Here is a 20,259-nt window from a genome sequence, read left to right as displayed (position 1 = left end):
CGTGCTGGCCGGGCCCGCTGAATTGCCGCGGGAATGCCGAAATTCCGGCCTTGGGGCTCGTCCCCGGAACACCCCGCATGTCCCCCGCATGTCCCCTTTTCGTGGAGCAAACATGACCGTGCCAGTATCCCCGCTCACGTCCGCCCTGGCCCAGATGCAGTCGATGGCGACCCAGGCGGCCGGCGGCCCCACCGCAGCCGACGAAAAGTCCGCCGCGGCCACGGCCGGCGGGTTCGCGGCGGCGCTCAAGTCGTCGCTCGACCAGATCAGCGACGCCCAGCAGAAGGCCGTTGGCGAGTCGCAGGCGTTCGAACTCGGCGCGAACAACGTGTCGCTCAACGATGTGATGGTCGACATGCAGAAAGCCAACATCGGCTTCCAGTTCGGATTGCAGGTGCGCAACAAGCTCGTGGCCGCCTACACCGACATCATGCAGATCCAGGTGTGAAGGCCTTCGCCTCGTCAATGCGCTAAAGCTTCCTCCCCTACGTTCCGATAACCCGGCTAGAAGAGTCCGTCGCTCGTGCTTCGCGCAAGCGCCGGACGACCGCACTCAAGCCAAACGTATCAAGGAGAAGCGCCGATGTTTTCCCCTGCCCAATCTGGAGCTAACGCCTATGCACGCGTGGGCGTCGAAACGGGGGTCATGGGTGCGAGCCCGCACAAGCTGATCGTGCTCCTGTATCAGGGAGCGCGGCAAGCCATCGCGCAGGCACGTATGCATTTGCAGGCCGGCAACGTCGGCCCGCGTTGCGAGGCGATCGCCAAGGCGATCCGGATTGTCGAGAGCGGACTTCAGCTCGCGTTGAACGTCGAGGCGGGCGGCGAGATCGCTCAACGCCTGAATTCGCTGTACAGCTACATGACGCGGCGCCTGCTGGAAGCCAATATTAAACAGAGCGAGACCATGCTGGTCGAGGTCGACGGACTGCTGGCTACGCTCGAAGAAGCCTGGTTGGGGATAGCGCCGGAAGTGGCGAGGATGGCCGAACAGTCATCTGCGTCATCGCCCGGCTCATTGATGAGATGACTTCAAAAGCAGACTACTTCGCCCGCTACGAAGCGATAGCGGCCGTGTCGGAGCAGATGCTCCACGCGGCGCGCGATGCGCACTGGAACGATTTGATCGGCTTGCAGGAGGAGTACCGGGTCCTCGTCGATGCCTTGAAGGACGCCGAAGCCGCGGTACGGCTCACGGTTTCCGAGCGGGCGCGCAAGTACGAGCTGATCCGCCAGATCCTCGCCGACGACGCCGCCATTCGCGATCTCGCCAGCCCTTGCATGGCGCGGCTTTCGGCGCTCTTTTACGGCACCGCGCAGCCCGCGCGGGTCTTGCAGGAAATCTACGGCGCCCGTTAGCGCGGCGCGTGGCGCCTCGGGAGGCCACGGCGCGCAACGCCCCATGAACCGGCAGGTCAGCGCTGTGCGCAGATCCGGAACACCATGAACGGAATCGACACCGGAGCCGCCGCGCTCCTCGCGAGCCGCATCGCGGCGCTCACGCCGGTCGGCCCGCAGGGCGCCTCCGGCGCGGCGCAAACGGGCGTCTCCGCGCTCGCAACGGGCACTGCCGCGCTCGCCGACACCGCAACCAGCACAAACAGTACGCAGGACTCCACGCAGACCGTGCTTTCGGCGGTTGCGCTGGCGCTCGACGCCATCATCCGCTCGGGCGGCGAAGCGACGCCCGCCGTGGTGGGCAGCGCCCCCCTCTGGGCCAACCCCGAAGCCGATGCGGCGCCCGGCGGCGCCGGCGCTTTGCCGCTGCCAGGACTCGCCGGCCAGGAGGCACAGGCGGCGCAGGCCGTGGAAGCCGCGCTGCTCGCGGAGGTGGCGCTCGCGGCCCAGGGGCTGGCCGGCGGCGCACTGACCGGGGCGGCCGACGCCGGGACGGCGGCCTTCACGCAGGCGGCGTCCTCGCAAGATCCGCAAGCCGGGCAAACCACCCAGACCGCACAAACTGCGCAAACCGCAGCCGCCGCACAAGCCGGCCCGGTCGCCGCGCTCGCCGCGTCGCTCGCGCAAACGGTGAGCTCGAGCGGACTCTTCTACGAAGCCCACCTCGCGCAATGGCTGCGCGGCCAGCTCTCGCCCGCCGAACTCGCCGACGAGCCGCAGAACCGTCTGCTCGGCGCCCACGCGCAACTGCCGCTCGACTGGAGCCACGACGCAGACGACATCGACGACGTGCAATGGACCGAAACGTTCGCGGACGCGCCGGGAGGCGCACGCGGGGACGCGGGCAATGCTGCGAACGCGGGAAGCCAGATCAATGCCGCACTGGCGCGGGCATTCCCCGGGCTGGCGGAGCCGCACGGCGAGACGGCCTCGGCCACGGCACAGACCCAGGCACGCGCGGCGCTCGCCGACACCTTGCTGCCCGCCATGCACGAGGCCGCGGCGCAGGCCGCCGGCCCGTCGGTCCATCCGGCTGTGATTCCGCTCGTTCGCCAGCAGCTCGATCTGCTCGCGACCGGCGAGTTTCGCTGGAATGGCGAGGCCTGGCCGGGCGTGCGGGTGGACTGGAGCATCCAGCAAGACGATTACGATGCCCGCGACTCGCACTCGGGCGCAGCCGGTGTCGACGCCGACGACATTCCATGGCGCACGCGCCTCACGCTTGCGCTGCCGAAGCTCGGCACCGTCGACGCGGAACTCACGCTCACGGGCTCGACGCTCGCCGTGCGGGTGCAGGCGAGCGCGGGCGGCGCCGCGCGCCTGACTGCGGAGAGCGAGTGGCTGCGCGGGCGGCTCGAAGCGCTCGGGCTCACGCTCGCCGGGCTATCGATTCGCGAGATCGGCAGCGGCGCGGCGGCAAATCCGGCCGAGGCGGCGAGAGCCGCGAGCGCTGCGAACGCCTACGCCGCGCAAAACACATCCGCCGCGGCCAGCGCGCAGGCGGGCGCCGCAGCGGATGCGTCCGCCGCGCGAACGAGCGCCGACACTAGCGATCACCCGAACCACGACCAGAACTGGGAGCTGTGATGAGCCGCACGCACCGCAGGAGCGCCGCCGCGCTCGCCTACGACGCTCCCGAAGGCGACGGCGCGCCGCGCGTGGTCGCGAAGGGCTACGGCCTCGTCGCGGAGATGATCGTGCAGCGCGCGAAGGAAGCGGGCCTCTATGTGCACGAAGCGCCGGAGATGGTCTCGCTGCTCATGCGCGTGGACCTCGACGCGAAGATCCCGCCGCAGCTGTACCAGGCGGTGGCCGAATTGCTAGCCTGGCTGCACCGCCTCGAAGCGGAAAACGACGCGAAAGCCAAAGCGGCCGCGCAAGCGCAAACTGGCACGTCGGCCGCAGCAGCAGCCGGCAGTCCCCTGCACGACATCAGCGACGTTCGCCGGGTCGGCGGCCCGCGCGGCGGGCCGCCCGCGCTGCCGTTCAACCCTTCAACATCATCTTGATCAGCAACGCGAAGCGCTTGCCGTAGGGCGGCGCGATGAGCCCGCGCGCGTTCAGCCGTGCCTGGGTGAAGACGGGCTTCATCTTCGAGAACGTGACGAAGCCCTCGTAGCCGTGATACGCGCCCATGCCGCTCGCGCCAACGCCGCCGAACGGCAGTCCTTCGGCGGCGATGTGCATGAGCGTCTCGTTCACCGACATCCCGCCCGCGACCGTTTCGCGCGTCACGCGTTCGACCGTGCGCGCGTCGTCGGCATACAGGTAGAGCGAGAGTGGGCGAGGGCGCGCGTTCACGTAGCGCAACGCCTCGTCGAGCGTGTCGTAGGGCACGAGCGGCAGGAGCGGCCCGAAGATTTCCTCCTGCATGAGCGCCGTGTGCGCGCCGGCGTTCGTCACGATGACGGGCGCGAAGCGCCGCGTGGCGGCGTCGTGCGTGCCGAGCGCGTGCAGTTGCGCGCCGCTCGCCTGCGCTTCGTCGGCGAGACGTTGCAGGCGCTCGAAGTGGCGCGCCGAGATGATCGACGTGTAATCGCGGTTGTTCGCGAAGTCCGGATAGAGCTGGGCGAAGCGCGTGCGCGCGCGGGCGATGAACGCCTCCTCCTGGCCGCGCGGCAGCAGCACGTAGTCGGGCGCGATGCAGGTTTGCCCCGCGTTCAGCGTCTTGCCGAGCAGCAGGCTGTCCACGGCGTAGTTCAGGCGCGCCTCAACGCCTATGATCACGGGCGACTTGCCGCCCAGTTCGAGCGTGACCGGCGTGAGGTTCGCGGCTGCGGCGCGCATGACCTCGTGCCCCACGCGCGTTGAACCGGTGAAGAGCAGATGGTCGAACGGCAGGGCGCTGAAGGCGGCGCCAACCGTTGCGTCGCCGTTCACGACCGCCACGTGGTCGCGCGCGAACGTCTTGCCGATCAGTGCCTCGAAGAGCGCGGACGTGCGCGGCGTAAGCTCCGACATCTTGATCATCGCGCGGTTGCCTGCCGCGAGCGCGCACACGAGCGGGCTCGCGGCGAGCAGCAGCGGGTAGTTCCACGGCACGACGATGCCCGCCACGCCAAGCGGCTGCGGCACCACCTTCGCGCGGCCCGGCAGCAGCCATTTGCCCACCGGCCGGCGCCGCGGCTTCATCCACCGCGCGCCGTGCCCGAGCGCCGCATCGATCTCCTGTTTGAGCACGACGAATTCCGCGAGCGCGACTTCCGCCTTCGAGCGCTGGCCGAAGTCGGCGTTCATCGCGTCGGCGAGCGCGTCGCGGTGCGAGAACAGCACATCGCGCAGCGCCTTCAGATGGCGCGCGCGTGCTTCCCAGGACGGGAACGGGTCGCGCAGGAAGGCTTCGCGCTGCGCGGCGAGCAGCGTGTCGAGCGCGGCGCGCGGATCGTCGGGCGCGCCGTACGCGTGGCGGGCGAAGTCTTCGGGCAGGTCCTGCTTCATGGTCGGTCCTCGTGGGGTTCGCGCACGCTGTGCCGCGTGCGCGAACAGGAAAATCGGGTCATGCAGTCGGGTCACATGCGGAGTCAAACCGAACGCGACGGAAACGCCCGCTCAATGATCGCGGCGTGATCGAAGCGCGCGGGCAGCGTGCCGAATACGCGGTCGCAGTCGGCGTCGTGCTCGTCGAGGCGCGTGGCGATGAACGCCTGCGCCATTTCCGGCGGCCCGTCGCGCAGCAGCATGGCCTGCGCGATCAGCACGATTTGCTGCGCGATGCGCCGCGCGCTCGCCTCGCGCGTGCCGGGCGCCCCGTTGAGCAGCACCGAGAGGCGGTCGAGCGCGGCGTTCAGCACCGGGTGAGTCTGGGCGTCGCGGCGCCACGCGAGAAAGAGTGCCTGGGCCGCGTCGGCTTCGCGCTCCAGCGCGCGCAGCACGTCGAGGCACATCACGTTGCCCGAGCCTTCCCAGATCGAATTGACGGGCGCTTCACGGTAAAAGCGCGCCATCGGCCCTTCCTCGACGTAGCCGTTGCCGCCCCATACCTCCATGGCCTCGCCGGTGAACGCGAGCGCGCGCTTGCAAACCCAGAACTTCGCCGCCGGCGTGACGATGCGTCGCCAGGCGCGCGCTTCGAGCGACCTGTCGTCCGTGTCGCCGGGTTTCGCGTCGGCGCTGTCTTCGAACGCGCGCGCAAGGCGCATAAAAAGCGCCGTCGCCGCTTCCGATTCGAGCGCGAGATCGGCGAGCACGTTTTGCATGAGCGGCTGCTCGGCGAGCACGCGGCCGAACGCGCTGCGGTGGCGCGCGTGGTGAATCGCCTGCACGAGCGCCGCACGCATGAGCGCCGCGCTGCCGATCACGCAGTCGAGCCGCGTGTAGTTCGCCATCTCGATGATGGTCGGCACGCCGCGGCCTTCGTCGCCGATCATGACGCCGTATGCGTCGAAGAATTCCACTTCGCTGCTCGCATTCGAGCGGTTGCCGAGCTTGTTCTTCAGGCGCTGCACGTTCACCGCGTTTTTCGTGCCGTCCGGCCGGTAGCGCGGCACGAAGAAGCATGAAAGTCCGTCGTGCTCCGTGGTGCGCGCGAGCACGAGATGCGCGTCGCACTGCGGCGCCGAGAAAAACCACTTGTGGCCGGTGAGCAGATACGCCGCGCCGCGTCCCGTTTCGACGCCCGCTGGCCGCGCCTCGGTGCGGTTGCTGCGCACGTCGGAGCCGCCTTGCTTCTCCGTCATGCCCATGCCGATCATCATCGAGCGCTTTTGCGCGAGCGGCAGGTCGCGCGCGTCGTGCTCGCGGGTGTAGAGCGGCGCGCGCAGCGTGTCGAACAGCGCCGGCTCGCGCTGCAGCACGGCAATGCTCGCGAACGTCATGGTGAGCGGGCACAGCGACCCCGATTCGAGCTGCGCATGCAGGAAGTAGCCTGCGCAGCGCGCGGCCATCGCGCCGGGCTGCGGGTCCGAGTACGGCAGCGCGTGCAGCCCTTGCTCGCGCAGCAGCGCCAGCAGTTCGTGCCAGGCGGGGTGGAATTCGATCGCGTCGATCCGTTCGCCACGCGGGCTGTGCGTGTGCAGTTCGGGCTCGTGGCGGTTGGCGAGGTCGGCGAGCGCGAGCGTTTCGGCTTTGCCGAGCGTTTCGCCGTGGCGCGTGAGCGTTTCGCGGTGCCAGTCCCCGCCCGCGCGCGCGAGGGCCTCGCCGAGCGCGGCGTCGGTGGTGAAGAGGTTGTAGTCGGCGAGCGGCGGCGCCTGATTCGTGACTTCGTGGGTCGTGCCGGGGCGATGCGTGGCTTCCGTCGGGTTCATCTGCCTGTCTCCGATGCAAGGCTGCTGCTGCGGGCGCGGCGTGCTTCACGCGCGGCCGTTCGTGTTGTGTTCGCTGTCGTCGTGACGGGGAGGCGTGCGCAGCGGCCGCTCCATGTGAAGCGTCCGTGAGGTGAGTGATTCTTGTGCGCTCCAGCGCTCCCTGTGCTGCTTATGCTGTCCGGACGCTTTCGGGTTCCAGCGCTGGCGGCTGAACCGCCTTCCATCATAGGCGGCGATTAGCCGTCAGGTTTAGAGGGGATGCTCTGACATAAAAGCTGACCTCGGAATCAGACGCTTCCTACAATGCGCCATTGAATCCGAAAACGAACGAGCGTGCAAATAGCACGCCACCTTACTCCGGACGCGGATGCTTTGCATGGGGCCGCAGTAAGCGCTAAAGCGCTGCGGCCGACCGCTTTGCATGGGGCCGCAGTAAGCGCTAAAGCGCTAACTGCGGCCGACAGAGGGAGACGATGGAATACGACTACATCATCGTAGGCGGCGGCTCGGGCGGCGCGTCGCTGGCGGGGCGCCTGGCCGATCGTTGTCCGCAGGCGAGCATCGCGCTCGTCGAAGCCGGGCCACACACGGCGCGCAATCCGTTCGTCAACATGCCGCTTGGCGTTGCCGCGCTCGTGCCGTTTCGCACGAAAAACAACTACGCCTATGAAACCGTGCCGCAGCCGGGGCTCGCCGGGCGGCGCGGTTACCAGCCACGCGGCCGCGGCTTCGGCGGCTCGAGCGCCATCAACGCGATGATCTACACGCGTGGCCATCCGCTCGACTACGACGAATGGGCGCAGCTCGGCTGCACGGACTGGGCGTGGCGCGACGTGCTGCCGTACTTTTTGCGCGCCGAGGACAACGAGCGCGGCGCGAGCGCCTGGCATGGCGCGGGCGGGCCGCTAAGCGTGACCGACTTGCGCGAGCGCAATCCGGTGGCCGTGCGCTTCGTCGAGGCCGCGCGCGAGGCGGGCTTCCGGCTCAACGACGACTTCAATGGCGAGGAGCAGGAGGGCGTCGGCTTCTATCAGGTGACGCAGCGCGGCGGCGAACGCTGCACGGTGGCGCGCGCGTATTTGTATGCGCGCGAGCGGCCGAACCTGCACTTGATCGCCAACGCGACAGTCCTGCGCGTGACCTTCGACGGCGCGCGCGCAAGCGGCGTGGAGCTTGCGCGCGGCGGCGTGACCAAAACACTGCAGGCGCGCGCCGAGGTGATCCTGGCGGCGGGTGCGTTCAACTCGCCGCAAGTGCTCATGTGCTCGGGCATCGGCCCCGCCGACGATCTGCGCGCACTTGGCATTGCAGTGCGCCACGACGCGCCCGAAGTCGGCCGCAATCTGATCGACCATATCGATTTCACCTTCAACAAGCGCGTGCATTCGAGCGAGACCGTGGGCTACTCGCTGCGCGGCGCGGCGCGCATGACCGCGGGCTTCGTGCGTTATCTGCGCGGGCGGCGCGGCATGCTCACGACCAATGTGGCGGAGGCGGGCGGCTTTCTGAAGAGCCGCCCCGAACTCGACCGGCCCGACCTGCAGCTGCACTTTTGCACGGCGCTCGTCGACGATCACAGTCGCCGTTTGCATTGGGGCCACGGCTATTCGCTGCACGTGTGCGTGCTGCGCCCGGCGAGCCGCGGCACGGTCACGCTCGCGAGCGCCGACGCGCGCGTGGCGCCGGTGATCGATCCGCGCTTTCTCTCCGATACGCGCGACCTTGACGCGCTCGTGCAGGGCGCGCGTCTTGCGCGGCGCATACTCGACGCGCCCGCGCTCGCGCAGTTGGGTGGCCGCGAACTCTACACACATGGCGAGCAGAGCGACGCGCAACTGCGCGACACGATCGCCCGCCACGCCGATACGATCTATCACCCCGTTGCGACCTGCCGCATGGGCGGCGACGCGCGCTCCGTCGTCGATCCGCAATTGCGCGTGCGCGGCGTGGAGGGTCTGCGCATTGCCGACGCCTCGGTCATGCCGACACTCATCGGCGGCAACACGAATGCGCCGAGCGTGATGATCGGCGAGCGTGCGGCCGACTTCATCGCACAAGCAAGATACGCGCGCGATACGGTGCCTCAGCGCATCGACGCCTGACGCCCGATTTCGCTTTTTCCTACTTCATTGCATGGGCTCATCGCAGGCTTGCCAGCGAGGCGCATCGTCGTCCCGTTGCAACCGCAACATCGCGCAATGTCGCGACTAGTCCAGATTTTCGGGGCTTTTCGTCAAACAATGTGCGGTTTGCCGTTCGCGTGCTTTTTCGAGATTTCGCACTCCCTATAATCGCGCTCGCATTTGGGCGTGTCAGGTGGCGCGTCCGCGAACTGGAGGGTCCGCCTCGATGAGCATCAATGTTTTTCAACTGCTGGAAACCGTGCTGAGCGACAACGTCGTCAAGACGATGGGAACGCGCTACGGGCTCACGCCCGACTTCACGCGCAAGGTCGCGGGCGCCGCCGCACCGGCCATCATGGCCGCCATCATGCATCGCGGCGCGACGCCCGAAGGCGCGCGTAGCCTCTTTTCCACGATCATGTCGTCCGACGCGAACCCGCTGATCGGCAAGCAGCTGCCCGAGTTGCTCGCGAGCACGGCGGGCCTGGGCCAGCTCGAAGCCACCGGCCGCGAACTGGTGCAGAAGGCGACCGGCGCGAATGTCGGCGCGCTCGCCGACGCGGTCGCCGCGCAAACCGGCGCGCCGCAGTCCACGGCCTTCTCGCTCGCCGGCGTGGTTGGCGCCGCCGTCATGGGCATTCTCAAGCAACACTTCACCGCTTCCCAGGGCTTCGTCGGACAACTGCCGACGCTGCTGGGCCATCAGCTCCCGTCAGTCAACGCGAGCCTGACCGACCATCTGGCGAGCGCTGTCGGACTTGGCAGCGCCGCTGCGTTTGCGGGCTCGATTATGAGCCGCCTGAAGGATGTCTCCGCGCATCTCGATCATCCGCAGCCCGTGGTGCGTCCGGTGCCGGCCTCGGTGCCGCCGCAGACCGTGGCCCACTCCACGCCGCCCATCGCCGAAGAGAAGCGCCGCCATCACTGGCTCTGGTGGCTGCTCGCCGCGCTCGCGCTGATCGTCGCGTTCTTTGCGCTGCGTTCGTGCCAGCGCGATGAAGCGGCGACGCAGGACGCCGCGCAGCCCGCATCGGCCAGCACGATGGCGCCGGGTGCGGTCGCCGCATCGGATGCGGCGTCGCAGGCGGATAGCGCTTCGGCGCCTGCCGCCGGCTCGGACGCGGCCGCTTCTGCCACGGTCGCTTCCGGCCCAATCGCGGCCGCAAGCGATGCCGCTGCGGCGCCGACCCAGGACGCGCATCTGTCGTTCACGGTCGACAAGTCCGGCGTGCCGACGATCACGGCGACGGTGGGCACCGAAGCCGAGAAGACGCAACTCATCGACGCTCTCACGAAGCAGTTCGGCGCAGGCAAGTTCACGGCCAACGTGAACGTCGACGCCGCGACGAAGCCCGCCGAGTGGCTCGCGCACCTCGACGGCCTGCTGCCGCTCATGGCGCTGCCCGGCGCGGAAGTGAAGATCGACGGCACGCACGTCGAGCTGAGCGGCGCGGCCGCCGACGCGAAGGCCGGCTGGCTCGACAAGCTCAAGGCGCTGTTCGGCTCGGGCTTCGATATCGGCGTGTTCAACGTGCAGAAGGCCGTGGCCGATGCGACGCAGTCGTTCCGCGACGCCGTGAAGGGCCTGTTTGGCACGGACAGCTCGTGCGCAGGCGCCGATGTGGCGAAGGTGCTCAACCTGCAGGTCGTGAACTTCAAGACGGGCAGCTCGATCGTGCCGGCTTCCGCAGCCGACGATCTGCGTCAGTCGGCGCGCGCGCTGATCGCGTGCTCGAAGCGCGGCCAGCCGGTCGCGCTCGAAGTGGCGGGCTACTCGGACAACCTGGGCGACAAGGCCGCGAATCTCGCGCTTTCGAAGCAGCGCGCGCTCGCGGTGCGTACCTACCTCGCGTCGCAGGGCGTGTCGCTGAGCAAGCTCACGGCACAGGGCTATGGCGACGCGAATCCGGTGGCTAGCAACGACACCGAAAGCGGCCGCTTCCACAACCGCCGCATCGAGTTCGTCGCGAAGTAATCCGAAGTACGGATTACGCGACGTGCGAGAAGCCGTCCGGCGCAAGCCGGGCGGTTTTTTTCATTGCACACCGCTTCAGCCGGGCTTGCCCGGCTGCTTCTCCATTCCAGGCGGATGCACGAAGTCATCGAGAAACGTGAACGGCTTGCCGTACTCCGCGCGCGCAACGTCTAGCCAGGCGCGCGCCGCGTGCGAGAGATAACCGCTGCGCTTCCAGCCGATCGCCATGTCCCAGGTGATTTGCGGCTCGCTCACGGGCAGGCAGGTGAAGCGCTCGGCGTCGAGCCGGCGCACGTAGGGCGCGGGCAGTAGCGCAATGCCCACGCCTGCGAGCACGAGCGCCGCCATCAGGTCCCAGTGGCCGCTGCGCCCCACCACCTGCGGCACGAAGCCGGCCGTGCGGCACGCGTTCAGCACGACGTCGTTGAGCGCGAGGCTTTCGCCGTAGAACACAAACGGTTCGCCGGCCAGTTCCGCGAGCGGCACGGCCAGCTTGTTGTCCCAGCGCGAGCCGCGCCGTGCGACGAGCCACAGCAGCTCGTGCGAGATCGGCAGGACGTCGATGAGCGCGGGATCGACGGGCAGCAGCACGCCGCCCAGCTCCAGCTCGCCCGAGATCAGCGCGGCTTCGATGGCGCGCGAGCCCTGCTCGAACAGCTTCAGCTCGATCTTCGGATAGCGCTGGCGAAATGTGGCGATGGCGGGCGTGAAGAGCGAGCCGCCCATCGGCGGAATGCCGATGGTGAGTTCGCCGCGCCCGAGCGTGCCGAGATCGGCGAGTTCGGCCTGTAGCTGCGCCTGGGCGGCGAGCACGTCCTGGCCGCGCTGGTAGACGATGCGCCCGGCGTCGGTGAGCACCATCTGGCGCGCGTCGCGCAGCAGGAGCTGCGTGCCGGTCTCGTCTTCGAGCGCCTTCACCATCTTGCTGATGGTCGGCTGCGTGACGTGCAGTTTTTCGGCCGCGGCGGTGAAGCTCTGTTGCCGCACCACCTCGATGAAATAGCGAAGCGCGCGCAGTTCCACGATCGGGACTCCACAAATGTGCAGGAAGCACGCCCAGCGGGGTGCTGAGTTGGTGCATTCCAATATGGAATGTAGCAGATGATTCTAAGTCATTATGTTTATGCTGCGCTGCACCCTATACTGACTTCCATTCCAGTGTCACTTAGGGTTTGCCATGACTACCTCGAACACGACCGCGAAAGTTTCCGAAAGCGCCGCGCGCAACGTGGGCGGCGTGGCGAGCCTCGGCCGCCGTATCGGCCGCATTGCCGTGCAGTCGGCGCTGCTCGCGGGCGTCTGGTATGCCGCCGACTTGCTCACGCGTGTCACGCACCTGCCGGTGCCGGGCGGCGTGGTCGGCCTCGTGCTGCTGCTGGCGCTGCTCTTTTGCGGCGGCGTCACGCCGCGCTGGGTGAAGGCCGGCGCCGACTGGCTGCTCTCCGACATGCTGCTGTTCTTCATCCCGGCCGCCGTGGCGGCCGTGAAATACGGCGGCCTGTTTCGCGCCGACGGCTGGCGCCTCGCGCTCGTCGTGGTTGGCGGCACGCTGATGGTGATGGTGGCCGTGGCGTTCGCGGTCGAACAGGCCGCAAAGCTCGAGCGGCGTCTCGCGCTGCGCCGCGTGCGCGATTCGCGCCATCTGGCGCGGGCTTGAGGCCGCAACGTACTGAATAGAGAGAGGGTGATTCCGTCATGAACACGTTTTATGCGTCCCTGTTCGCCGACGACGCAGCGCGGCTCATCGCCGCCGGCTGTTTCATCCTCACCGTTGCGCTCTATTTCGTCTCGAAGGCGCTCTATGCGCGCTTTCGCTCGCCGTGGCTCACGCCGCTCGTCGCGGTGCCCGCGGTGCTCGCCGTGTTCGTGCTCGTGCTCCATATTCCGTACCCCGTCTACTTCCAGGACACGCGCTGGCTCATGTGGCTGCTCGGCCCGGCCACGGTGGCCTTCGCGGTGCCGATCTACGAATACCGCGATCTGCTCAAGCGTCACTGGATTTCGCTCACGGTGGGCGTGACGGTCGGCATCATCGTGGCGGTGGGCGGCTCGCTCGCGCTGGCCAAGCTCCTGCATCTCTCGCCCGATCTGCAGCGCAGCCTGATGACGCGCTCGATCTCCACGCCGTTCGCGCTCGCGGTGTCGGACAAGATCCACGCGCCGCGCGACCTCACCGCGCTCTTCGTGATCGCCACGGGCGTGTGCGGCATGCTGTTCGGCGAGCTGGTGCTCGGCCTCGTGCCGTTGCGCACGCGGCTCGCGCGCGGCGCGCTCTTTGGCGCGGCTGCGCACGGCGTCGGCACGGCGAAGGCGCGCGAGCTGGGCAGCGAAGAGGGCGTGGTGGCGAGCCTCACGATGATGATCGCGGGCGTGGTGATGGTGCTGCTCGCGCCGGCGCTGGGTTTCCTGCCTGTTTAATTCGCGGCGCGATTGTTCAGCGCGGGCTCGCCCGTTGCGCGGGCGGACTTTATCAGGATGGGCCTTTTCTGGACGCGGGTAGGATTCGCCGTCTCGTCGTGTAGGCCGCTCTCGGATGTGGCTTACGCTCGTTGTCGGTCACCCTCATCCTGTTCCATGCAACCGATCACCATCATCGTCGCGTGCTACAACGGCGCGGCCACGCTTGCCCGCGCGCTCGACAGCTGTCTCGCGCAACCTGAAGCCGAGCGTATTCTCGTCGTCGACGACGGCTCGACCGACGCCTCCGCCAACATCGCGCGCATCTACGCGATGCGCGAACCCCGCGTGCGGCTCGTGCAGATGCCCGACCCGGGCGGTGCGGCACGCGCACGCAACTGGGGCGCGCTGCAGGCGGCCACGCCATACCTCGCGTTCCTCGACGCAGGCGACGAGTATTTGCCCCACGCGCTCGCCGCCGCGCACTCGCATCTGGAGCAGCATCCGCACGAAGCAGCGATTCGGCTTGACGTCGACTATGCGGGCTTTCCGGACCGGCTCGCCGCGCACCCCGATTTCGCCAGGCACGCCGAAGCGATCAGCAATACGGCGCCGAGCAGTCTCGTGATCCGCCGTGGCGCGTTTCTCGCGCTGGGCGGCTTCCCCATGGACGAAACCTTTCGCCGCCACGGCGGCGAAGATGGTGCGCTCGCGTGGGCGCTGAGCGAGGCCTTCGGGCAGCGCCGCCTGATCGACGCGAAGCGGGTGCGTCTGCACTATCGCGCAGGTATGGCCGCGGAACGCTATTTGAGCCTTCAGCTGGGCTTGAGCGAGGTGCAGGCGGCCCTGCACGGCGAAACGCTGCGCGCATCGGAAGCCTTTCTCGCCACGGCAATGGCTAGCGTGCGGCAGACATGCGGACTCGCGTTGCGGGGCCAGGGCCATTGAGGCGCGCGCGGCGCCCGGTCGGTCGCGCCACCGCCATCCAACTGGCCGTCTCAATTTGCTACAATCACGCCTCGTCTTCGAGGAGCGTTGCGACGGGTTTTCTCTAACCCGCCAGGCTCGAAGGCGCTCAATACGGTCGATTCGAGGGCACGATGCCGCGAAGTCACCGCACTGAAAACGGCGCTCACGTCTTTAATTTCTAGTCACTTTTAGAAAGGAGGGCGTGATGAACGCCGCAGTTCCGCAAGATCAAGCCAAAGATTTCATCGTCGCCGACATGTCGCTCGCCGCATGGGGCCGCAAGGAACTCAACATCGCCGAGACCGAAATGCCGGGCCTCGTGCAAACCCGCGAAGAATACAAGGCGCAGCAGCCGCTCAAGGGCGCGCGTATCGCCGGTTCGCTCCACATGACCATCCAGACGGGCGTGCTGATCGAAACGCTCACGGCGCTCGGCGCCGACGTGCGCTGGGCCTCGTGCAACATCTTCTCGACGCAGGACCACGCTGCCGCCGCCATCGCTGCGGGCGGCACGCCGGTGTTCGCGTTCAAGGGCGAATCGCTCGACGAATACTGGGAATTCTCGCACCGCATTTTCGAATGGCCGAACGGCGAATTCGCCAACATGATTCTCGACGACGGCGGCGACGCAACGCTCTTGCTGATCCTCGGCTCGAAGGCTGAAAAGGACCGCTCGGTCATCGCCAAGCCGACGAACGAAGAAGAAGTCGCGCTGTACAAGTCGATCGCCGCGCACCTCGACGTCGACCCGACGTGGTACTCGAAGCGCCTCGCGCATATCAAGGGCGTGACCGAAGAAACCACGACGGGCGTGCACCGCCTGTACCAGATGGAGAAGGAAGGCCGTCTGCCGTTCCCGGCCATCAACGTCAACGACTCGGTCACGAAGTCGAAGTTCGACAACCTGTACGGCTGCCGCGAGTCGCTCGTGGACGGCATCAAGCGCGCGACCGACGTGATGATCGCGGGCAAGATCGCCGTTGTGGCCGGTTACGGCGACGTGGGCAAGGGCTGCGCGCAATCGCTGCGTGGTCTCGGCGCGACCGTGTGGGTTACGGAAATCGATCCGATCTGCGCGCTGCAAGCCGCGATGGAAGGCTACCGCGTCGTGACGATGGAATACGCCGCCGACAAGGCCGACATCTTCGTGACGGCAACCGGCAACTACCATGTGATCAACCACGACCACATGAAGGCGATGCGCCACAACGCGATCGTCTGCAACATCGGCCACTTCGACTCGGAAATCGACGTCGCTTCGACGCGCCAGTACACGTGGGAAAACATCAAGCCGCAAGTCGACCACATCATTTTCCCGGACGGCAAGCGCGTGATCCTGCTGGCCGAAGGCCGCCTCGTGAACCTCGGCTGCGCCACGGGCCACCCGTCGTTCGTGATGTCGAACTCGTTCACGAACCAGACGCTCGCGCAGATCGAACTGTTCGTCGAAGGCGGCAAGTACGAGAACAAGGTGTACGTGCTGCCGAAGCACCTGGACGAAAAGGTCGCGCGCCTGCACCTCGCGCGCATCGGCGCGAACCTCTCCGTACTGTCCGACGAGCAGGCTTCGTACATCGGCGTTGAGAAGAACGGTCCGTTCAAGCCGAACCACTATCGCTACTAAGGCGATACAACGCGATACAAAGTGGGCTGGGGTTTTAAGCCCGCTTTAAGCGGTCAAGCGGATGCTGACCCCAATCCCCGCGCGTGCTGCGCGCGAGGACCGCGGGCGGCATCCGCCGCCGGCACCTGGCGATACAAAAGCAACGACGCAAAAGGAGTCCTTATGACCGTGCTGCTGACCTGGCTGATCAACGCGCTCGCGCTCCTGATCATCACCTGGCTCGTTCCGTCGATCCATATTCGCAGTTTCGGCACCGCGCTCATCGTCGCGATCGTGCTCGGCCTCATCAACGCCGTGCTGCGCCCGCTGCTGATCGTGCTCACGCTGCCCGTGACCATCCTCACGCTCGGTCTGTTCATCCTCGTGGTGAATGCGCTGTGCTTCTGGCTGGCGGCGTCGCTCCTCAAGGGCTTCGAGGTGTCGGGCTTCTGGTCGGCATTTTTCGGCTCGATCCTGTACAGCATCGTCTCGTGGCTGCTTTCGGCGCTGATTTTCGGCAACCGCAGCCTCGGCTGATGCGGGCCCGGGCCGCTCACGTACGCGGCCTGGCCTCACTGGCCTCATCAACATGAAACCGATCGAACTCTCATTCGAATTCTTCCCGCCGAAGACGCCGGACGGCGTGGAAAAGCTGCGCGCCACGCGCGCCCAGCTCGCCACGCTCAAGCCGAAGTTCGTCTCGGTGACGTTCGGCGCGGGCGGCTCGACGCAACAGGGCACGCTCGACACCGTCGTCGATATCGCGAAGGAAGGCATTGAAGCGGCGCCGCACCTCTCGTGCATCGGCTCCTCGAAAGAAAGCCTGCGCGCGATTCTCGGCGAGTACCGCTCGCACGGCATCCGCCACATCGTCGCGCTGCGCGGCGACCTGCCCTCGGGCATGGGGGCGGTGGGCGAGCTGCGCTACGCGTCGGAGCTCGTCGCCTTCATCCGCGAGGAAACCGGCGACGCGTTCCATATTGAAGTCGCCGCGTATCCCGAATACCACCCGCAGGCGCGCTCGCCGCGCCACGACCTCGAAGCGTTCGCGCAAAAGGTGAAGGCGGGCGCCAATTCGGCGATCACGCAGTACTTCTTCAACGCGGACGCGTATTTCCGCTTTGTCGAGGACGCGAAGAAGCTGGGCGTGGATATTCCCATCGTGCCGGGCATCATGCCGATCACGAACTACTCGCAGCTCATGCGCTTTTCGGAGATGTGCGGCGCCGAAGTGCCGCGCTGGGTCGCGAAGCGTCTGGAAAGCTTCGGCGACGATCGCGAGTCGATTCGCGCGTTCGGGCTCGACGTGGTGACGGACCTGTGTCGCCGCCTCATGGAGGCGGGCGTGCCGGGTATCCACTTCTATACGCTCAACGCGGCGCAGGCCACGAAAACGATCTGCGAGCGGCTGGGGTTCTAAGGCGCTCACTGGCGACGAGCCAGGCGTCAACAAACCGCGCGGTTCCCGGACTCCCGGGCCGCGCGGTTTTTTTTTGAGGGTAGGACGGTGCGGTTGACGTGCGTCAGGAACGCATGGCCGCCCTCGAGCGCGCGTCAAAGCGGCGCGCGATTATCGTTATCCGGCGCAATAAAAGAGGGGCAAAGGTACGCTGCACCGCACCATGCGGCAACAAGCGATCCTGTCAACCCGGCGTTTTCCACAGGCGACGGGACTTTTGGCTTGCTTGTGACTGCGGCACCTGCTCAAGTAAGATCGCGCTACGCTGGCGCAAGCCGGCACTGAACTGGAGGAAACATGAAAGAAAACAAACTGTTGCGTGCTGCCCGATTGACGTCTCTCGTGGCGCTCGCAGCGGCATCGATTGCTGGAGCCCCGCTCGCGCACGCCGCGCAAAGCATTCCGAACAAGACGCTCGTCTACTGCTCGGAAGGCAGCCCCGCTGGCTTCGATCCGGCGCAATACACGACCGGCACCGACTTCACCGCGAACACGTTCACCGTCTACAACCGTCTCGTCGAATTCGAACGCGGCGGCACGAAGGTCGAACCGGGCCTCGCAGAATCGTGGGACGTTTCCCCGGACGGCAAGACCTACACGTTCCATCTGCGTCATGGCGTGAAGTTCCAGACCACGTCGTTCTTCAAGCCCTCGCGCGAATTCAACGCCGACGACGTCGTGTTCACGTTCGACCGGATGCTCAACCCGAACAACGCGTTCCGCAAGGCGTACCCGGTCTCGTTCCCGTACTTCACGGACATGGGCCTCGACAAGCTGATCGCGAAGGTCGAGAAGGTCGACCCGTACACGGTCAAGTTCACGCTGAACGAGCCGAACGCGCCGTTCATCCAGAACATGGCGATGGAATTCGCCTCGATCCTTTCGGCGGAATACACGGATCAGCTGATGAAGGCCGGCAAGGCTGCCGACCTGAACCAGAATCCGGTCGGCACGGGTCCGTTCATCTTCAAGAGCTACACGAAGGACGCGACGATCCGTTTCGACGGCAATCCTGACTACTGGAAGCCGGGCGCCGTGAAGCTCTCCAAGCTGATCTTCTCGATCACGCCGGACGCGAGCGTGCGCGTGCAGAAGATCAAGCGCGACGAATGCCAGGTGATGAGCTATCCGCGTCCCGCCGACATCGCGCCGCTGAAGGCCGAGGCGAACATCGCGATGCCATCGCAGCCGGGCTTCAACCTGGGCTACCTGTCGTACAACGTCACGCACAAGCCGCTCGACAACGCGGACGTGCGCCACGCGCTCGACATGGCGATCAACAAGAAGGCGATCATCGACTCGGTGTACCAGGGCGCGGGCCAGCTCGCAACCAACCCGATGCCGCCGACCCAATGGTCCTACGTCAAGAACCTGCCGGCCAACGCGTACGACCCGGAAAAGGCCAAGGCGCTGCTCGCCAAGGCTGGCCAGTCGAACGGTTTCGAGATCACGCTGTGGGCCATGCCCGTGCAGCGCGCCTACAACCCGAACGCGCGTCTGATGGCCGAAATGATCCAGGCCGACTGGGCCAAGATCGGCGTGAAGGCGAAGATCGTCACGTATGAGTGGGGCGAGTACATCAAGCGCGCGCACGCGGGCGAGGACGACTCGATGCTGATCGGCTGGACGGGCGACAACGGCGACCCCGACAACTGGCTCGGCACGCTGCTCGGCTGCGAGGCCGTGAACGGCAACAACTTCGGCAAGTGGTGCTACAAGCCGTTCGACGAACTGGTCCAGAAGGGCCGCCAGACGTCGGATGTTGCGCAGCGCACCAAGTTCTACCAGGACGCGCAGCACATCTTCGCGCAGCAACTGCCGTTCTCGCCGATCGCTCACTCGACCGTCTATCAGCCGGTCAGCAAGAAGGTGATCGACATGCGCATCGAACCGCTCGGCTACGCGCGCTTCGACGGCGTGGGCATGCAGTAATGTTTATCGGGTAGTTTTCGCCCAGCTTTCACCTGATCGGAAAGCGGGCGAAATATGGTCCGGCGACCGGGGTCACGAGCCCCTGTCGCCGGTTGCGTTTCATTTCAAGCTTTTGGGGGAACACCACATGTTCCGCTTCGTATTGCGCCGCATCGGCATGGTCATACCCACGTTCATCGGTATCACCATTCTGGCGTTCGCACTCATCCACCTGATTCCGGGCGACCCCATCGAAGTGATGATGGGCGAGCGCGGCGTCGATCCGCAAATGCACGCCGAGGCGATGCACCGCCTGGGGCTCGACGAGCCCCTGCCGATGCAGTACTTCCACTACGTCTGGCACGCCATCCACGGCAACCTCGGGACCTCGATCATCACCAATACGAGCGTGATGGGCGAGTTTCTCGCGCGCTTTCCCGCCACCGTCGAGCTGTCGATCTGCGCGCTCATTTTCGCGCTCGCAGTCGGCTTGCCCGCTGGCGTGTTCGCGGCACTGCGGCGCGGCACCGTCGTCGATCACGGCGTCATGGGCACCGCGCTCACCGGCTACTCCATGCCGATTTTCTGGTGGGGGCTCATCCTCATCATGGTGTTCTCGTCGAAGCTCGGCTGGACGCCTGTGTCGGGCCGCATCGCCGTGGAATTCGACATTCCGCACGTGACCGGCTTCATGCTGATCGACTCGCTCCTGCCCGGCACCGACGAAGGCGCGTTCAAGTCGGTCGTGAGCCACCTGATCCTGCCGGCCATCGTGCTCGGCACGATTCCGCTCGCCGTGGTCGCGCGCATGACGCGCTCGTCGATGCTCGAAGTGCTGCGCGAGGATTACATCCGCACCGCGCGCGCCAAGGGTCTTTCGCCCGTGCGCGTGATCGTCGTGCATGCGCTGCGCAACGCGCTCATCCCCGTGGTGACCGTGATCGGCCTGCAGGTCGGCACGCTGCTCGCGGGCGCGGTGCTCACCGAAACGTTGTTCTCCTGGCCGGGCATCGGCAAATGGCTGATCGACGCGATCAGCCGGCGCGACTACCCGGTGGTGCAAGGCGGCATTCTCATGATCGCGACGCTCGTGATCGTCGTGAACCTGTTCGTCGATCTGCTGTACGGCGTGCTCAACCCACGCATTCGACATACGAGGTAAGCGAGCCATGAAAATGCGA

Annotated in this window: 18 protein-coding genes and 1 riboswitch; of the genes, 15 read left to right on the top strand and 3 right to left on the bottom strand. The window is 66.7% G+C overall.

Features of this window, described 5'->3' with window-relative positions; translation table 11 throughout:
* Window positions 1-112: 112 nt before the first annotated feature.
* The 5 genes from fliE to U5A65_RS33090 all read left to right on the top strand — a co-directional run bounded on the left by fliE (window position 113) and on the right by U5A65_RS33090 (window position 3,407).
* A complete protein-coding gene (gene fliE, locus U5A65_RS33110; RefSeq protein WP_321915323.1) occupies window positions 113-448 on the top strand; it encodes a flagellar hook-basal body complex protein FliE in 336 nt (111 codons plus the stop codon).
* 135 nt (window positions 449-583) lie between these two features.
* Window positions 584-1,030 (top strand): flagellar export chaperone FliS, encoded by a 447-nt coding sequence (gene fliS, locus U5A65_RS33105; RefSeq protein ID WP_321915322.1) that lies wholly within the window; start codon window positions 584-586, stop codon window positions 1,028-1,030.
* Window positions 1,027-1,359 (top strand): flagellar protein FliT, encoded by a 333-nt coding sequence (locus U5A65_RS33100; RefSeq protein WP_321915321.1) that lies wholly within the window; start codon window positions 1,027-1,029, stop codon window positions 1,357-1,359. The genes fliS and U5A65_RS33100 overlap by 4 nt, the downstream gene beginning before the upstream one ends.
* A gap of 84 nt (window positions 1,360-1,443) precedes the next feature.
* Window positions 1,444-2,985: a flagellar hook-length control protein FliK gene (locus U5A65_RS33095; protein ID WP_321948961.1), complete on the top strand. Its 1,542-nt coding sequence runs from the start codon at window positions 1,444-1,446 to the stop codon at window positions 2,983-2,985.
* Window positions 2,985-3,407, top strand: coding sequence for an EscU/YscU/HrcU family type III secretion system export apparatus switch protein (locus tag U5A65_RS33090; protein ID WP_321948960.1), 423 nt, complete (start codon window positions 2,985-2,987; stop codon window positions 3,405-3,407). The genes U5A65_RS33095 and U5A65_RS33090 overlap by 1 nt, the downstream gene beginning before the upstream one ends.
* On the opposite strand, the gene U5A65_RS33085 is transcribed toward U5A65_RS33090, so the two are convergent.
* Both U5A65_RS33085 and U5A65_RS33080 read right to left on the bottom strand, forming a co-directional pair.
* A complete protein-coding gene (locus tag U5A65_RS33085; protein ID WP_321948959.1) occupies window positions 3,385-4,836 on the bottom strand; it encodes a coniferyl aldehyde dehydrogenase in 1,452 nt (483 codons plus the stop codon). The two genes, U5A65_RS33090 and U5A65_RS33085, sit on opposite strands and share 23 nt — an antisense overlap.
* A gap of 83 nt (window positions 4,837-4,919) precedes the next feature.
* Window positions 4,920-6,641: an isovaleryl-CoA dehydrogenase gene (locus tag U5A65_RS33080; RefSeq protein ID WP_321948958.1), complete on the bottom strand. Its 1,722-nt coding sequence runs from the start codon at window positions 6,639-6,641 to the stop codon at window positions 4,920-4,922.
* Between the two features lie 473 nt (window positions 6,642-7,114).
* On the opposite strand from U5A65_RS33080, the gene U5A65_RS33075 reads away from it, so the two are divergent.
* Together U5A65_RS33075 and U5A65_RS33070 are read left to right on the top strand one after the other, a co-directional pair.
* Window positions 7,115-8,743, top strand: coding sequence for a GMC family oxidoreductase (locus U5A65_RS33075; protein WP_321948957.1), 1,629 nt, complete (start codon window positions 7,115-7,117; stop codon window positions 8,741-8,743).
* A gap of 247 nt (window positions 8,744-8,990) precedes the next feature.
* A complete protein-coding gene (locus tag U5A65_RS33070; RefSeq protein ID WP_321937086.1) occupies window positions 8,991-10,739 on the top strand; it encodes an OmpA family protein in 1,749 nt (582 codons plus the stop codon).
* Between the two features lie 75 nt (window positions 10,740-10,814).
* On the opposite strand, the gene U5A65_RS33065 is transcribed toward U5A65_RS33070, so the two are convergent.
* The gene (locus tag U5A65_RS33065) at window positions 10,815-11,762 is read right to left on the bottom strand and encodes a LysR family transcriptional regulator (protein ID WP_321915314.1); all 948 of its coding nucleotides are present in this window, start codon (window positions 11,760-11,762) and stop codon (window positions 10,815-10,817) included.
* Window positions 11,763-11,916: 154 nt separating this feature from the next.
* Here U5A65_RS33065 and U5A65_RS33060 point away from each other — a divergent pair, with 154 nt between their 5' ends.
* The 8 genes from U5A65_RS33060 to U5A65_RS33025 all read left to right on the top strand — a co-directional run bounded on the left by U5A65_RS33060 (window position 11,917) and on the right by U5A65_RS33025 (window position 20,240).
* The gene (locus U5A65_RS33060; protein ID WP_321915313.1) at window positions 11,917-12,396 is read left to right on the top strand and encodes a CidA/LrgA family protein; all 480 of its coding nucleotides are present in this window, start codon (window positions 11,917-11,919) and stop codon (window positions 12,394-12,396) included.
* Between the two features lie 38 nt (window positions 12,397-12,434).
* Window positions 12,435-13,157 (top strand): LrgB family protein, encoded by a 723-nt coding sequence (locus U5A65_RS33055; RefSeq protein ID WP_321937088.1) that lies wholly within the window; start codon window positions 12,435-12,437, stop codon window positions 13,155-13,157.
* 156 nt (window positions 13,158-13,313) lie between these two features.
* Window positions 13,314-14,084: a glycosyltransferase family A protein gene (locus U5A65_RS33050; RefSeq protein WP_321948956.1), complete on the top strand. Its 771-nt coding sequence runs from the start codon at window positions 13,314-13,316 to the stop codon at window positions 14,082-14,084.
* 73 nt (window positions 14,085-14,157) lie between these two features.
* Window positions 14,158-14,277, top strand: a riboswitch (S-adenosyl-L-homocysteine riboswitch).
* A 33-nt stretch (window positions 14,278-14,310) separates the two neighbouring features.
* Window positions 14,311-15,729 (top strand): adenosylhomocysteinase, encoded by a 1,419-nt coding sequence (gene ahcY / locus U5A65_RS33045; protein WP_321948955.1) that lies wholly within the window; start codon window positions 14,311-14,313, stop codon window positions 15,727-15,729.
* A gap of 162 nt (window positions 15,730-15,891) precedes the next feature.
* Window positions 15,892-16,245 (top strand): phage holin family protein, encoded by a 354-nt coding sequence (locus tag U5A65_RS33040; protein ID WP_028203399.1) that lies wholly within the window; start codon window positions 15,892-15,894, stop codon window positions 16,243-16,245.
* Between the two features lie 52 nt (window positions 16,246-16,297).
* Entirely contained in the window at window positions 16,298-17,128 is an 831-nt protein-coding gene (gene metF, locus U5A65_RS33035; RefSeq protein ID WP_321915309.1) for a methylenetetrahydrofolate reductase [NAD(P)H], read from the top strand.
* A gap of 336 nt (window positions 17,129-17,464) precedes the next feature.
* Complete coding sequence (locus tag U5A65_RS33030) at window positions 17,465-19,099, top strand: ABC transporter substrate-binding protein (RefSeq protein WP_321915308.1); 1,635 nt, start codon at window positions 17,465-17,467, stop codon at window positions 19,097-19,099.
* Window positions 19,100-19,226: 127 nt separating this feature from the next.
* Complete coding sequence (locus U5A65_RS33025) at window positions 19,227-20,240, top strand: ABC transporter permease subunit (protein ID WP_321915307.1); 1,014 nt, start codon at window positions 19,227-19,229, stop codon at window positions 20,238-20,240.
* Window positions 20,241-20,259 lie beyond the last annotated feature (19 nt).

It is taken from the genome of Paraburkholderia sp. J10-1 (assembly GCF_905220165.1).
GTDB lineage: Bacteria > Pseudomonadota > Gammaproteobacteria > Burkholderiales > Burkholderiaceae > Paraburkholderia.
This window is presented reverse-complemented; position numbering and strand designations above follow the sequence as displayed.

Coding starts and splice junctions, on each gene's coding strand:
- fliE (WP_321915323.1), top strand. CDS start 113: ATGACCGTGCCAGTATCCCCGCTCACGTCCGCCCTGGCCCAGATGCAG.
- fliS (WP_321915322.1), top strand. CDS start 584: ATGTTTTCCCCTGCCCAATCTGGAGCTAACGCCTATGCACGCGTGGGC.
- U5A65_RS33100 (WP_321915321.1), top strand. CDS start 1,027: ATGACTTCAAAAGCAGACTACTTCGCCCGCTACGAAGCGATAGCGGCC.
- U5A65_RS33095 (WP_321948961.1), top strand. CDS start 1,444: ATGAACGGAATCGACACCGGAGCCGCCGCGCTCCTCGCGAGCCGCATC.
- U5A65_RS33090 (WP_321948960.1), top strand. CDS start 2,985: ATGAGCCGCACGCACCGCAGGAGCGCCGCCGCGCTCGCCTACGACGCT.
- U5A65_RS33085 (WP_321948959.1), bottom strand. CDS start 4,836: ATGAAGCAGGACCTGCCCGAAGACTTCGCCCGCCACGCGTACGGCGCG.
- U5A65_RS33080 (WP_321948958.1), bottom strand. CDS start 6,641: ATGAACCCGACGGAAGCCACGCATCGCCCCGGCACGACCCACGAAGTC.
- U5A65_RS33075 (WP_321948957.1), top strand. CDS start 7,115: ATGGAATACGACTACATCATCGTAGGCGGCGGCTCGGGCGGCGCGTCG.
- U5A65_RS33070 (WP_321937086.1), top strand. CDS start 8,991: ATGAGCATCAATGTTTTTCAACTGCTGGAAACCGTGCTGAGCGACAAC.
- U5A65_RS33060 (WP_321915313.1), top strand. CDS start 11,917: ATGACTACCTCGAACACGACCGCGAAAGTTTCCGAAAGCGCCGCGCGC.
- U5A65_RS33055 (WP_321937088.1), top strand. CDS start 12,435: ATGAACACGTTTTATGCGTCCCTGTTCGCCGACGACGCAGCGCGGCTC.
- U5A65_RS33050 (WP_321948956.1), top strand. CDS start 13,314: ATGCAACCGATCACCATCATCGTCGCGTGCTACAACGGCGCGGCCACG.
- ahcY (WP_321948955.1), top strand. CDS start 14,311: ATGAACGCCGCAGTTCCGCAAGATCAAGCCAAAGATTTCATCGTCGCC.
- U5A65_RS33040 (WP_028203399.1), top strand. CDS start 15,892: ATGACCGTGCTGCTGACCTGGCTGATCAACGCGCTCGCGCTCCTGATC.
- metF (WP_321915309.1), top strand. CDS start 16,298: ATGAAACCGATCGAACTCTCATTCGAATTCTTCCCGCCGAAGACGCCG.
- U5A65_RS33030 (WP_321915308.1), top strand. CDS start 17,465: ATGAAAGAAAACAAACTGTTGCGTGCTGCCCGATTGACGTCTCTCGTG.
- U5A65_RS33025 (WP_321915307.1), top strand. CDS start 19,227: ATGTTCCGCTTCGTATTGCGCCGCATCGGCATGGTCATACCCACGTTC.